Genomic DNA, 14,181 nt, shown 5'->3' with positions numbered 1-14,181 from the left:
GGACGGGTAGGGGCGGCGGGGGCGAAAAAAACTGGGACTGCCCCCGGGCAGCCAAAAGGCCGGGCACCCGGAGGTGCCCGGCCCTTCACCCCGCCGTTCTCACTTCTTGCGGCGCCGCCCACCCTTGGCCTGCTTACGACGCTCCGCACGCGTAAGGCCATCGGCCTCGGAACGGACAGGCTCGTCATCGTTGGCGAAGTCGCCCTCGACGACACCACCCTCACCGTCCACGGTCGGCGCGGAGAAGTGCAGGCGATCCCGGCGCTGCGGGGCCTCCAGGCCCTTGGCGCGGATCTCCGGACGGGCACCCGCCTGGGCCGGCACCGCGTCCTCCTTCTTCTCCAGCGACGGCTTCTCGTCCTCGACCGGGACCTCCTCGACCTGCTGCTCGACCTGGACCTCCAGGTTGAACAGGTAGCCGACGGACTCCTCCTTGATGCCCTCCATCATGGCCTGGAACATGTCGAAGCCCTCGCGCTGGTACTCCACCAGCGGGTCCTTCTGCGCCATCGCGCGCAGGCCGATGCCCTCCTGGAGGTAGTCCATCTCGTAGAGGTGCTCACGCCACTTGCGGTCCAGGACCGAAAGGACCACCCGACGCTCCAGCTCGCGCATGATCTCGGAGCCGAGCTGCGCCTCACGCGCCGCGTACTGCTCGTGAATGTCGTCCTGGATGGACTCGGCGATGAACTCGGCAGTCAGCCCGGCCCGGTCTCCGGCCGCCTCCTCCAGCTCGTCGACGGTCACCTTGACCTGGTAGAGCTGCTTGAACGCGCCCCACAGCCGGTCGAGGTCCCACTCCTCGGCGAAGCCCTCGGCGGTCTCGGCCTGGATGTAGGCGTCGATCGTGTCGTCCATGAAGTGCTTGATCTGCTCGTCCAGATCCTCGCCCTCGAGGACGCGGCGCCGCTCGCCGTAGATGACCTCGCGCTGGCGGTTGAGGACCTCGTCGTACTTCAGGACGTTCTTACGGGTCTCGAAGTTCTGCTGTTCGACCTGCGACTGGGCGGAGGCGATCGCGCGCGTGACCATCTTGTTCTCGATCGGCACGTCGTCCGGGACGTTCGCCATCGACATCACGCGCTCGACCATCTGCGCCTTGAACAGCCGCATCAGGTCGTCACCCAGCGACAGATAGAACCGCGACTCACCGGGGTCACCCTGACGGCCGGAACGACCGCGCAGCTGGTTGTCGATACGGCGCGACTCGTGCCGCTCGGTGCCCAGCACGTAGAGCCCGCCGAGCTCCTTGACCTCCTCGAACTCCGCCTTGACCGCGCGCTCGGCCTTCTCCAGAGCGGCGGGCAGGGCGTGCGCCCACTCCTCGATGTGCTCCTCGGGGTCGAGGCCGCGCTGGCGCAGCTCCGCCTCGGCGAGGTCGTCGGGGTTGCCGCCGAGCTTGATGTCCGTACCACGACCGGCCATGTTCGTGGCCACCGTCACAGCGCCCTTGCGGCCGGCCTGGGCGACGATCGTCGCCTCCCGGTCGTGCTGCTTGGCGTTCAGCACCTCGTGCTGGATGCCGCGCTTGGAGAGCTGCTGCGAGAGGTACTCGGACTTCTCGACCGACGTCGTACCGACGAGGATCGGCTGGCCCTTCTCGTGCTTCTCGGCGATGTCGTCGACCACCGCGTCGAACTTGGCGACCTCGGTGCGGTAGATCAGGTCCGACTGGTCCTGGCGGACCATCGGCTTGTTGGTCGGGATCGGGACGACGCCGAGCTTGTAGATCTGGTGGAACTCGGCGGCCTCGGTCATCGCCGTACCGGTCATGCCGGAGAGCTTGCCGTAGAGGCGGAAGAAGTTCTGCAGGGTGATCGTGGCGAGCGTCTGGTTCTCGTCCTTGATGTCCACCCCTTCCTTCGCCTCGATCGCCTGGTGCATGCCCTCGTTGTAGCGGCGGCCGGCGAGGATACGGCCCGTGTGCTCGTCGACGATCATGACCTCGCCGTCGATGACGACGTAGTCCTTGTCCTTCTTGAAGAGCTCCTTCGCCTTGATGGCGTTGTTCAGGTAGCCCACCAGCGGCGTGTTCACCGACTCGTAGAGGTTGTCGATGCCCAGCCAGTCCTCGACCTTGCTGACGCCGGACTCATGGATGGCGACGGTGCGCTTCTTCTCGTCGACGTCGTAGTCGCCGGTCTCCTCCATGCCCTTCAGCGGGTTGCCCGCCTCGCCGCGCTTGAGGCGCGTGACCAGCTTGGCGAAGTCGCCGTACCACTTGGTCGCCTGGTCGGCCGGGCCGGAGATGATCAGCGGCGTACGGGCCTCGTCGACGAGGATGGAGTCGACCTCGTCGACGATCGCGAAGTTGTGGCCGCGCTGGACGAGCTCGTCCTTCGACCAGGCCATGTTGTCGCGGAGGTAGTCGAAGCCGAACTCGTTGTTCGTGCCGTACGTGATGTCGCAGCCGTACTGTTCGCGGCGCTGGGCCGGCGTCATGTTGGCGAGGATGCAGCCGACGGTCAGGCCCAGGAACTTGTGGACGCGGCCCATCATCTCGGAGTCGCGCTCGGCCAGGTAGTCGTTGACCGTGATGAGGTGGACGCCGTCTCCGGACAGGGCGTTCAGATACGCCGGCAGCGTGCCCACCAGCGTCTTGCCCTCACCGGTCTTCATCTCGGCGACATAGCCGAGGTGGAGCGCGGCGCCACCCATCATCTGCACGTCGTAGTGGCGCTGGCCGAGGACGCGCTTGGCAGCCTCGCGCACGGTGGCGAAGGCCTCGGGCAGCAGGTCGTCCAGACTCTCACCGTCGGCGTAGCGCTGCTTGTACTCATCGGTGAGGGCCCGCAGCTCGGCGTCGGAGAGGTCGACGAAATCCTCTTCGATGGAGTTGACCTGGTCCGCGATGCGGTGCAGCTTGCGCAGGATCTTGCCTTCGCCTGCACGCATGATCTTCGAGAGGACGGACACGGGGGTTTGTCTCCTTGCCGGTCGGGCCTGGGACGGTCGGTTTCCATGGACAGGTTCAATGACAGCTTCAATACCAGTTGAGCAACGGCCATCGTAAGCGAGGACCCCGCCGTGCCGGGAGGTCTGGCCGTGACAGCCACTAGGACAACGGACATGCGAGACGGATGGTGCCGCGTTCCGCCCACGGAATACGTGAATTGTGATCAGCCCGTCACGCACCGCGAACGACACGCTCCAAAAAACGGCGCCCGCCTGATCAGACACTGCCCGACCAGGCCCGACACCCGCCATCCCGGTGTCCAAAAGGATGGCGCCCTTCCGCTCCACCGAGCCAGAATCACCTGATGGACCCCGTCACCCTGACCACCGACCGGCTGCTCCTGCGCACGGTGGGCCCGCACGACACCGACGCGGTGTACGCGGCCGCGCAGGACCCCGAGATCCAGCGCTGGACCGTGATCCCGTCGCCGTACCTGCGCGAGCACGCGGAACAGTTCGTCGGTCAGATGGCGCCGGATGGCTGGGCGGACTCCTCGACGTACACGTTCGGCGTCTTCCTCCCCTCCGGGGAGCTGGCGGGCATGCTCGGCATCACCATGCGCTCCCTGGGCACGGGGGAGATCGGCTTCTGGGCGACGAAGGAACACCGCGGCAACGGCTACATCACCGAGGCCACCCTCGCCGTATCCCGCTGGGCCTTCACCTCGGTGGCGATCGACCGCGTGGAGTGGCGCGCCGAGGTCGGCAACGCGGCATCCCGCGCGGTGGCCGAGAAGGCGGGCTTCACCATCGAGGGCATCCTCCGCTCCGCGATCGACAACAAGGGCGTACGCCGCGACTGCTGGGTGGGCTCCCTCCTCCCCTCAGACCTGGACCTACCGTCCACGGCCCCGTACCTGCCGGGCCGGCCGCAGTCCTCCTGAGCCCAGGCTCAGGCCGCGTTGTCAGTGGCACCCCCTATCGTGCGGGAGCATGACGACCCTGCCGCGCCCCACCGTTGAACTCTCCGCCGACGAGGCCCGCCGCCTGGCCCTGCGGGCTCAGGGCTTCCTGGGCGCCCCCGACCGCAAGGGCGGTGTGCGGGGCGTGCTGCGGCATCTGGGCGCGGTTCAGCTCGACACCATCTCGGTCCTGGCCCGCTCTCACGAGCTCATCCCGTACGCCCGCCTCGGCGCCGTGGGCCGCAGGACGGTGGACGGGGCGTACTGGTCGACCGCACCCGCCGCCGCGCCCTCGGCACGGCCGCACGCCTTCGAGTACTGGTCGCACGCCGCCTGCATCCTCCCCGTCGAGGAGTGGCCCCACTTCGCCTTCCGCCGCCGCGGCTACCGCGCCCGCCCGCACTGGAACCACGCACTCCCGGACGGCGCGTACGACCGCGTCATCAAGCAGCTCCGTGCCGAGGGCCCCCTGACGGCCACGGAGTTGGGCGGCGCGAAGCGGACCAGCGAGTGGTGGGACTGGTCCGGCGAGAAGGTCGCCGTGGAACGGGCCCTGATGTACGGCGAGGTGGTCTGCGTCGAACGCCGCGGCTGGAAGCGGGTGTACGACCTCGCCGAGCGCGCGATCCCGGACGAGCTGCTGCACGACGAGCTGGACGACACCGAGTGCCTGCGCCGCCTGGTCCGCCTCGCCGGCCAGGCCCTGGGTGTCGGCACGCGCGCGGACATCGCCGACTACCACCGCCTCAAGGCCGAGCAGGTCGACGCGGTGATCGCGGACTCGGGCCTGGTCCCGGTGACGGTCGCGGGCTGGGGCAAGCCCGCCTGGGCCGACCCGGCGGCCCTGGAGACAGCGCCGCGCGGCCGCCACCGTACGACGCTCCTGTCCCCCTTCGACTCCCTGATCTGGGAGCGGGCCAGGACGGAACGCATCTTCGGCTTCACCCACCGCCTGGAGGCGTACGTCCCCAAACAGAAGCGTGTGTACGGCTACTTCGCGATGCCGGTCCTCGCCGGAGGCCACCTCGTCGGCCGTGTCGACCCCGCGCGCGACGGCAGCACCCTGGTCGCCAGGCAGATAAACCTCCACAGCCCCAAGGCGGTTCCCGCGGTGGCCCAGGCCCTGCGGGAGGCGGCAAGCTGGGTGGACTGCACGGACGTACGCGTGGAGCGGGTGGACAACCCGGAACTGCGCGAGCCTCTCACCAGGGAACTGGTCCGCGCCCTCGCCTGATCCTCACCGAGTCCATACTCCTGGCCGAGCCCGAAGTCCTAACGGATCTCGAGGATCTTCTCCCGCATCGCATACACCACGGCCTCCATCCTGGAGTGCAGCTGCAGTTTCTCCAGGATGTTGCGCACGTGGTTCTTCACCGTGTTCTCGGAGATGAACAACTCCTTGGCGATATCACGGTTGTTCATTCCCGTGGCCACGAGCTTGAGCACCTCGAGCTCCCGGTCCGTCAAACGCGGCGCCGGCACGAGCCGGCGCTCATCGGTCCGCTGGATCATGGACTTGAACTCGGTGAGCAGTTTCGACGCCATGGAGGGGCTGATCTGCGACTGCCCGTCGGCGACCGCGCGAATGGCCGTGGCCACCTCGTCCGTGGAGATCTCCTTGAGGAGATAGCCCGTCGCGCCCGCCTTGATCGCGTCGTAGAGGTCGGCCTCCTCGTCGCTGATCGTCAGCATGATGATCTTCGCGCTGGGGGCCACCTCCTTGATGGAGGTGCATGCCTCGATCCCGCCGCGCTTGGGCATCCGTACATCCATCAGCACGATGTCGGGCAGCAGGTCGGCCGCCTTGTCGACCGCCTCCGCGCCGTCACCGGCCTCACCGACGACCTGGATGTCCTCCTCGGCCGCGAGCACGATCTCCAGGCCGCGGCGGAAGAGCGCGTGATCGTCCACGACGAGCACCCGGATGGGCTCCTTGCGTGGGGAGCCCGCCTCCGAGCCCATGCCGACGACGCCGTCGTCGGCATCCTCGTGACGCATCGGTCCGAAGCTGTCCGCCATCGTTCCTCCCCCTAGAAGGCCGTGGCCTGTGTTTCTGTGCCATCGCCAACCAAAAGGCAACAGCCCACCGGTTGGGGCCGGTTCAGCCATGATTTCATGCCTGGACTGCAGAGCGGTGACAGAGCGGTACATCGAGTGGTCGCACACGGGTGCCCCTGGGGGCGCACAAGCGCGCTCCAGGGGCACCGGATCGGTTGTCACCCGGCGAGGTCAGCCGCCGAGCGCACCACCCGCGGCAGCCGATCGCCCTTCGGTCACCATCGGGTCAGTGCTGAGGTGGATGACGCCGTAGTCGTAGGCGTGCCGCCGGTAGACGACGCTGGGTTCCTTGGTCTCGGAGTCGACGAACAGATAGAAGTCGTGCCCGACAAGCTCCATCTCGTAGAGCGCCTGGTCGAGCGTCATCGGGGACGCGACATGGGTCTTCTCGCGGACGACGAGGGGGCCTTCACCCTTGACCTCCAGCGAGCCGATCTTCTTGGTCGGGACGCCGTCCGGCGGCTCTTCCTCGTGGACGGCCTTGCCGTTCCCGTTCAGCGTCGCCACGCCCGGAACGTGGTCGGGGACCTCGGCTGCCGTGAGCCGTCGGTGTCCACGCCGCGTGAAACGCTTGTCGTGCTGCCTGCGAAGCCGGGCTTCCAGCTTGTCCGCCGCCAGGTCGAGCGCCGCATACGGATCGCTTGCCGCTGCTTCCGCCCGGATCACCGGGCCGCGGGAGTGGAGCGTGATCTCCACCCGATCCGATCGGTCGGCCTGCCGGGGGTTGGGCTCCTTGGACACCTCGACGTCGAGGCTGATCACCTTGCCGTCGAGCTTCTGGATCTTCTCCAGCTTCAGCTTCTCGGCCACGTGCTTGCGGAACCGCTCGGGCACCTCGGTCTTGCGGCCCTTGACGACGATGTCCACGCAGAACTCCGTTCCCGGATCGCTCCGCTCCAGTGCGGAGCATCTCCCTTGTGCATCACCAGGCTCCGGTACGTCCCGGAGCCTCGGACTTGGTGACTTCCACCTCCTCCTCCCCCGTGGACGAGATCTCCACCCCGTCGTCGCGGGTGATTGAAGAAACCCGCAGCACGGCATTCGGATATGCGAGGAACGGCTACCGCCTTTCCCTCACAACCGAACATATCTCGCCCGGACGGATGTCGTCACCCTCTACCGCGACGTACCTCCGTTCAGGTGATTTGACCCTGTCGTTACCTGCAACGACGCAAGTTCTCTCTCAGTTCCGGTTTATTGGAAAGATTCCGGTGAAGCGGCGACCACGGCCGCACGGATCATGTATCCGGCACTGTTCACGGCCGCCTTTCCCCGCACTGCTCGGGTACGGTCCACCACCTCCCTCGCAGCCGGCCGCATCGACCTCACTCCGGTCGCCGCAGTCGCGCCTGCGATCCGTTTCGCTCTTCCTTCCCATGCCACGCCGCCGTACACAGACGTTTCGTCCAGAGCTGACCGCACGGCCCGCGCGGCCTCCGTCAGCGAGGCGCCCGTCGTCATCAGGTCGTCGACGAGGACGACCCTGCCTCCCGCCAGCAACCGGCCTCCCCCGTCGGCCACCTCCAGGGCGCCCGCGAGATTGCGCAGCCGCTGCCGCGAACCGAGGCCCGACTGGTCGGCCACGGCCCGACGCTGCCTCAGCACGCCGACCACCCGGGACGGCACCCCCGAGCGCCGCAGCTCCCCAGCGGCGGCGAGCGCGATCCGCCGCGCCGGGTCGTGCCCACGTGCCCGCACCGACGCGCGCGCCGACGGCACGGGCACGAGCAGTACGCACTCCCGCAGGCCTCCCGCGTCGCGCAGCCCCGCCCGTACGGCCCCTGCCAAGGCCGCTCCGAGAGGTGCCGCGAGCGCCAGCACGCCCCGTTCCTTGTGGGCGAGGAGGACCGCCCGTACCTCGTCCTCGTACGGAGCCGCCGCGTGCACCACGGGCAGCCCCGGCGGCTCCGGCACCGGTCGCACCCGGCACGGTGCGGCCCCGCTCAGGGCGGCACGGCACTCCGGGCAGAGCACCGTGCGCGTCCGTCCGCAGCCTCCGCACTCGGCCGGCAGCACCAGATCGGTGAGGTCCTGCCACCAACCCCGCATGCCCACACTGTGCCAATGTCGGCGCGACCCGGCCACCCCTGTGGAAAACCACCTGTGGACAACTCGCGGCCACGGCCCCGAGCCGTCCCTCACACGAGCGACCCCCACCGCCGCACAGGCCCGTAGGGCGGACGGCCGCCGCTACCCCGGATAAACCGGCGCCGACCCCTCGCTGACCACCTTCTGCCACTGCGAGCCGGACGACAGCCGTACGATTCCGTCCTCCGAATGCGCCACCAGCGGCAGCTGCTCGTCCTCGGAGGCAGCGATCTCCTTCACTCCGGTGAGCGACGCGGGCTGCGGGCCGTCCGGCATGGAGCCGTCGACCTGCACGTACCGCATCTGCTGCACACCGCGGGACTCCCGCCCGACCACCACGAGCCGGCTGTCCCCGGCCCACGACATGGCCGTGACCTCCTCCAGCTGCGGTGTCGCGGACCGCAGCGCGACGACCGACACGGACGGGTCACCACTCGAGTCGGATTCCCGCTCGATCCGCCCTATGTACAGCGCCCGCTTCCCGCCCTTCTCCACGATCAGCGCGATCCGTACGCCGTCAGCGGCCACCCGCACCGCCTCTACGCGCCCGTCGAGCTCCGGCGGTGTCGGGACCTCCAGCGGCTCGCCCGAGCCGTCCGGCAGCATCAGCAGCCGCGGGTTCTTCGGATCGCGGTCGGCGACCCACAGATCGCCCCGTCCGTCCCAGCTGGGTGTCGTCAGCCGGTCGTCCTCCTTCTGGCCCTCGCTGCGCACCACCGGGCCGCCCAGCGAATCACCCGACGCGAGCGACCCGACGTACATCTTGCTGCCGTCCTTCGACACCCCGGCCGCCCGGTCCTCGTCGCGCTCCACCGCGGCCGACCGGAACGCTGTGTCGCCGGAGCCCAGGGCACCGGGCACGGGCTCGGGCTCCCGGTCGGCACCGCTGCCGAGCATCCGGACGAGCCGGCCCTCACCGTCGATGAAGTACTCGTACGCTGTGGCCCTGCCCACGCCGCGCGAGGCGACGATGTCGGCCCCGCTCTCGTCGAGGACACACAGCTGCGTACGGTCCGACCGCTGCAGCTCCACCTCGTCCACACCCGTGGGCATCAGATCCCGGAGCGTGAATAGCAGCTGCGCCGCCATCTCGGTGCACTTTCCCTGCCCGACATGGTCGGCCTTGCCGTTCAGCGGCACGACCAGCTTGTTCTGGTCGTCGGGCGTGAGTGACTTGACGCCCTTCTTCAGGGCGGCGCCCGAGGGGAAACTCGTCCGTGCCACCGGGTTCAGCCAACGGGTCGGGCCCTTCAGGAGCGCCCGGACCATCTGCGTCACCGGATCCACCTCCCGGCGCACGTACACCGGATCGGCCACCGTACCCAACTGCCCTGACCGCGCGGACGACGTGAAGTAGTACTTGTTCACGGACACGTAGGTGCGCTGGAAGTCCGACTTGCCCATCACCACACCCGGAGGCAGCCGGTCGATGCGCCACTGCTTGGTGCCCTTCGCGCCCTTCACCTGAGTGAGGTGCACGGTCTGGTTGTAGCTCTCGTCGGCGGGTTCGTAAGCGTGCTGCGCGTCCACCCGGGCGACCTCGTGGCCCGTCAGCCGGTAGAGGAAGTCGCCGTCGTCCTCCCTGGTCCCCGACGGCTCGACCAGCGCGTTCGGCCCCTCGGCGAGGACCGTGGTGGACGCGTTCGGCTGCCAGTCCGAGACCGCCTTGCCGGCCAGGTACATACGGGCCGTCTCGTAGTTCGGGTCGTCGCTGGTGAGGGCCTCCAGGAAGCCCTGCACGATCTCCGAGGGCCGGGCGTCCTCACGCGGCGGCAGCGCGTAGACCCGTACCTGCGCGTCCTGCCGCGGTGTGGACTCGACACCCCGCAGATCCCCGTTGTCCGGCATCGAGGCGCACCCGGACAGCAGTACGGCACCACAGCCGACGTACGCCCCGACACGCGTTCGACGCCGACGGCCGCTCCCCTCGCGGTCAGCGCCCACGGAATGCCTCCCCCTGCTCGTACCGCTCCGCACCGCCCTGCGACGGCGGCTCCTCGTTCTCCCCCGCTTCGTCGCCCGCGGGCCGACCCGCGGCCCCGGAGGGCCGGGACACCACGCGCGCCCCGTCACCGGGCAACGCCGTCGGGTCCACGGTGGGCGTCGCCCCGGTCGGCCTCAGCCCTATGGGCGCCCTCACCTGCACGTTCTCCCCGGATGCCTGTACCGGGACGGTGGCGAGCTTGCTGCTGCCCCCCAGGGGCAGACCGGCCTCGTTCAGCCCCTGATTACGCCGCGAGTCCTTGGGCTCGAGAGGTATCGGCGATCCACGCAGCGGCTCGTCCGCGGTCCGCGGCAGCGTCAGCCGGAACTGCGAACCACCGCCCGGTTCGCCCCACGCCTGCAGCCAGCCACCGTGCAGCCGCGCGTCCTCCAGGGCGATGGACAGCCCCAGACCCGTACCCCCGGTGGTACGCGCGCGTGCCGGGTCCGCCCGCCAGAAGCGGCTGAAGACCCGGGTCGCCTCCCCCGGCTTGAGTCCCACCCCGTAGTCGCGTACCGCGACGGCCACCGCGCCGCCCGCCGAGGCCAGCCTGACCACGACGTCCTTGCCCTCGCCGTGCTCCACGGCGTTGACGACGAGGTTGCGCAGCACCCGCTCCACGCGCCGGGCGTCGGCCTCGGCCACGATGGGCTGCTGGTCGCCGACGACCCGTATCTGGGTGCCCTTGCGCTCGGCGAGCGGCTCGGCCCCACTGACGACCCGCCTCACGACCTCCCTGAGGTCGATCGGCTCGGCCTCCAGAGCCGCCGCACCCGCGTCGAACCGGCTGATCTCCAGCAGGTCCGCGAGCAGCGACTCGAACCGGTCCAGCTGGTCGGCGAGCAGCTCCGCCGACCGCGCGGTCACCGGATCGAAGTCGACGCGTGCCTCATGGATGACGTCCGCGGCCATCCGGACGGTGGTCAGCGGGGTGCGCAACTCGTGCGACACGTCGGAGACGAACCGCCGCTGCATCCGCGACAGGTCCTCCAACTGCTGGATCTTCAGCTGGAGGTTCTGCGCCATCTTGTTGAATGCCTCACCGAGCCGCGCGATGTCGTCCTCACCGGTGACCTTCATACGTTCCTGGAGGCGCCCCGCGGACAGCCGCTCGGCGATCCCGGCCGCCATCCGTACGGGCGTGACGACCTGGCGCACCACGAGCCAGGCGATGGCCCCGAGGAGCACGACGACGAACAGTCCCGCCGTCGCCAGCGTCCCCTTGACCAGGCTCAGCGACTTCTCCTCCTGGGAGAGCGGGAAGAGGTAGTACAGCTCGTACGGGTTGCCGTACGGGTCGTTGACCTGCTTGCCGATGACCAGCGCGGGCTGGGACTCCTTGCCGGTGCCGGCCTCGTAGACGATGCGTGTGTAGCTCTGCGCCGCGCCCGCGCCGTCGTCGACACGGTCGCGCAGGTCCTCGGGCACGCTGAGGGTCGGCTCCACCCCGCCGGAGGCGCGGGGACCGAAGCCGCGAGCGTCACCGGCTCCGCTGCTGCTGAGCGTCACGACGTCGAACGCGCCCTGGCCGCCACTGGAGAGTGACTCCACGAGGCTGCTCATCCATTCACTGACGTTCTTCACCGAGTCGCCGTCCGGGTCCGGGCTGTCGTTCCCGGCCGCGGTCGCCGCGCTGTCGGCCTTCTGCCCGGCGGCCGTGAAGCCGCCCGTGGCCTGGCTCTGCGACGCCTTGACCTTGGCGTCCAGCAGTCCGTTGCGCACCTGTCCGATGACGACGAAGCCCAGCAGCAGGACCACGCCGAGCGACATCAGCAGGGTCGTCACGACGACCCTGAGCTGGATGTTGCGCCGCCACAGCCGCATCACGGGCAACAGCGGACGGCGCACCCAGCGCATGAACAGGCGCAGAACCGGGCTGCCCTGGATGCCCCCCTGCAGCAGTCCGCCGTCGAGAAGGCGCCCCCAGCCGGACCCCGCCGTCTTCCGGCCGACAGGCCGCCCCGGGCGGGTCCCCGGCTGACCGGGCGCCGAAGCGGCACTGTCTCCGGTCATGTCAGCTCGGTCCCGCCTTGTACCCGACGCCACGGACGGTCACCACGATCTCCGGCCGCTCCGGGTCCCTCTCGACCTTTGACCGCAGCCTCTGCACATGGACGTTGACCAGACGGGTGTCCGCCGCGTGACGGTAGCCCCAGACCTGCTCCAGCAGGACCTCGCGCGTGAACACCTGCCACGGCTTGCGGGCCAGCGCCACCAGCAGGTCGAACTCCAGCGGCGTCAGCGCTATCGACTGCCCGTCCCGCTTCACGGAGTGACCGGCCACATCGATGACGAGGTCACCGATGGCGAGCTGCTCGGGCGCCGGCTCCTCCGACCGTCGCAGCCGCGCCCGGATGCGCGCCACGAGTTCCTTCGGCTTGAACGGCTTCACGATGTAGTCGTCGGCGCCGGACTCCAGCCCGACCACCACGTCCACCGTGTCGCTCTTGGCCGTGAGCATCACGATCGGCACACCGGACTCCGCCCTGATCAGGCGGCACACCTCGATTCCGTCCCGGCCGGGCAGCATCAGGTCGAGCAGCACCAGATCGGGCTTGCTCTCCCGGAATGCGGCCAGCGCCTTGTCGCCGTCGGCTACGAAAGACGGCTCAAAACCTTCACCACGCAGCACGATGCCGAGCATCTCGGCCAGTGCGGTGTCGTCGTCGACGACAAGGACTCGTCCCTTCATGAATGACATCATCCCATTAACTAAGTCGTTACCTGGCGTGGCCTGTCACACAGCTCGCCGAGCGCCTCGGCCGTCACGGGCGACACGGCGCCCTCCTCGGTGACGATTGCCGTCACCAGCTCCGGCGGCGTCACGTCGAACGCCGGGTTGTACGCCTGGGTCCCCAGGGGTGCCACCGGAATCCCTCCTCCCGCTTCCGCTCCCGCGACCGGCGCCTGAGGTGCCGCGATCTCCGTGACCTCGTACCCCGCTCGCTGCTCCACTTCGATGGACGCTCCGTCCGGGGTGTCCGGATCCACCGTCGTCACCGGTGCCACCACGATGAACGGCACATGGTGGTACCGGGCCAGCACCGCGAGCGGATACGTCCCCACCTTGTTCGCCACCGAGCCGTCGGCCGCGATCCGGTCGGCCCCGACCAGCACCGCGTCCACGTCCCCGGCCGCGAACAGCGAACCCGCCGCATTGTCCGTGAGCAGCGTGTACGCCATCCCACTGCGCGCGGCCTCGTACGCCGTCAGGCGGGCACCCTGCAGCAACGGCCGCGTCTCGTCCACCCACAGCCTGCGCAGCCGCCCCTCCCGGTGCGCCGCGAGGGCCACCGCGAACGCCGTGCCCTCCCCGCCCGACACCAGCGAACCGGTGTTGCAGTGCGTGAGCACCCGGTGCCCGCCGCCCGGCAGCAACTCGTCGAGCAGCGCCAGCCCGTGCGCGGCCATGCGGGCACTCGCCTCGGCGTCCTCCCGGTGCAGTGCCCGCGCCGCGGTGAGCGCCGCCTCGGCGCCCTGCTTCTGGTCGCCGCCCTGGACGAGCGCCGCCCGGTACGCGTCCCGGGCCCGACGCACGCCGACGGCGAGGTTCACCGCGGTGGGCCGAGCACCCGCGAGCCCGGCGGCCGCCTCCTCCACGTCGAACCCGCGCGCGGCGGCGAGCGCGACGCCGTACGCCCCGGCGATCCCCAGCAGCGGCGCACCGCGGACCGCGAGGGTACGGATGGCCTCCACCAGCGCGGGCGCGTCCGTGCACACCAGCTCGACCTCCTCGGCCGGCAGGCGTGTCTGGTCGAGAAGGAGCAGAACAGGGCCTTCGGGTGGCTCGTCCCAACGGATCGCGGGGATCTCCGTCGGCCGGTTGTCGTCGCTGGATTGCGCCTGCTGATCAGCCATCCGCCCAGTCTGCCCCCTACCAGGCGGACAATTGAAGGTGCGTAGCCCATACCACCCCTGGTCACTTGGCGGACGCACCGTGGCACGATGGGCGCCAACCTGCCACCGCGACCGCGGACGGGCACCGTGAAGGAGCGACGATGAACGACACTCCGGGCTGGGCCTCGCCCGGATCCGCCCCCTCGGACGGCCAGGGACCGGCCGGCTCCGGCGCCGCGCAGCCCCCGGAACAGCTGGACCAGGGCGGCGCGAACCCGTCGGAGCCGCCGTCGAAGTGGTCCAAGGAGCAGCCCCCGCCCGGCCAGTGGTCCGCTCCGAGCCCGCAGGGCCCAGGCC

Annotated in this window: 10 protein-coding genes and 1 pseudogene; 3 read left to right on the top strand and 8 right to left on the bottom strand. The window is 69.6% G+C overall.

The window, feature by feature from the left end; all coding sequences use genetic code 11:
* Positions 1–99 precede the first annotated feature (99 nt).
* On the bottom strand, positions 100–2,916 hold the full coding sequence (gene secA, locus FNH08_RS26995) for a preprotein translocase subunit SecA (protein WP_322725470.1): 2,817 nt from the start codon (positions 2,914–2,916) through the stop codon (positions 100–102).
* Positions 2,917–3,260: 344 nt separating this feature from the next.
* Here secA and FNH08_RS26990 point away from each other — a divergent pair, with 344 nt between their 5' ends.
* Positions 3,261–3,839 carry a GNAT family N-acetyltransferase gene (locus FNH08_RS26990; RefSeq protein ID WP_152774127.1) on the top strand — a complete coding sequence of 193 codons (579 nt, stop codon included), beginning with the start codon at positions 3,261–3,263 and terminating at the stop codon, positions 3,837–3,839.
* Positions 3,840–3,888: 49 nt separating this feature from the next.
* Positions 3,889–5,091, top strand: a complete 1,203-nt coding sequence (locus FNH08_RS26985; protein WP_152774126.1) for a winged helix-turn-helix domain-containing protein — start codon at positions 3,889–3,891, stop codon at positions 5,089–5,091.
* A gap of 38 nt (positions 5,092–5,129) precedes the next feature.
* Here FNH08_RS26985 and FNH08_RS26980 read toward each other — a convergent pair whose 3' ends face one another.
* The 7 genes from FNH08_RS26980 to mtnA form a co-directional block, all read right to left on the bottom strand.
* Positions 5,130–5,876 carry a response regulator gene (locus tag FNH08_RS26980; protein WP_152774125.1) on the bottom strand — a complete coding sequence of 249 codons (747 nt, stop codon included), beginning with the start codon at positions 5,874–5,876 and terminating at the stop codon, positions 5,130–5,132.
* 210 nt (positions 5,877–6,086) lie between these two features.
* The gene (hpf, locus tag FNH08_RS26975) at positions 6,087–6,782 is read right to left on the bottom strand and encodes a ribosome hibernation-promoting factor, HPF/YfiA family (protein ID WP_407704456.1); all 696 of its coding nucleotides are present in this window, start codon (positions 6,780–6,782) and stop codon (positions 6,087–6,089) included.
* Positions 6,783–7,109: 327 nt separating this feature from the next.
* The gene (locus tag FNH08_RS26970) at positions 7,110–7,964 is read right to left on the bottom strand and encodes a ComF family protein (RefSeq protein ID WP_152774124.1); all 855 of its coding nucleotides are present in this window, start codon (positions 7,962–7,964) and stop codon (positions 7,110–7,112) included.
* A 141-nt stretch (positions 7,965–8,105) separates the two neighbouring features.
* Complete coding sequence (locus FNH08_RS26965) at positions 8,106–9,947, bottom strand: LpqB family beta-propeller domain-containing protein (RefSeq protein WP_322725468.1); 1,842 nt, start codon at positions 9,945–9,947, stop codon at positions 8,106–8,108.
* Complete coding sequence (mtrB, locus tag FNH08_RS26960) at positions 9,937–12,000, bottom strand: MtrAB system histidine kinase MtrB (protein WP_152774123.1); 2,064 nt, start codon at positions 11,998–12,000, stop codon at positions 9,937–9,939. Before mtrB ends, FNH08_RS26965 begins: the two co-directional genes overlap by 11 nt.
* Position 12,001: 1 nt before the next feature.
* Positions 12,002–12,691, bottom strand: a complete 690-nt coding sequence (mtrA, locus tag FNH08_RS26955) for a two-component system response regulator MtrA (RefSeq protein ID WP_194238626.1) — start codon at positions 12,689–12,691, stop codon at positions 12,002–12,004.
* A gap of 8 nt (positions 12,692–12,699) precedes the next feature.
* Positions 12,700–13,845 carry an S-methyl-5-thioribose-1-phosphate isomerase gene (gene mtnA / locus FNH08_RS26950; RefSeq protein ID WP_152774121.1) on the bottom strand — a complete coding sequence of 382 codons (1,146 nt, stop codon included), beginning with the start codon at positions 13,843–13,845 and terminating at the stop codon, positions 12,700–12,702.
* A 140-nt stretch (positions 13,846–13,985) separates the two neighbouring features.
* Between mtnA and FNH08_RS26945 the strand changes: the two are divergent.
* A pseudogene (locus FNH08_RS26945) lies at positions 13,986–14,181 on the top strand (hypothetical protein); the annotation flags it as partial.

This window comes from Streptomyces spongiae (genome assembly GCF_009377185.1).
Taxonomy (GTDB): Bacteria; Actinomycetota; Actinomycetes; order Streptomycetales; family Streptomycetaceae; genus Streptomyces; species Streptomyces spongiae.
This window is presented reverse-complemented; position numbering and strand designations above follow the sequence as displayed.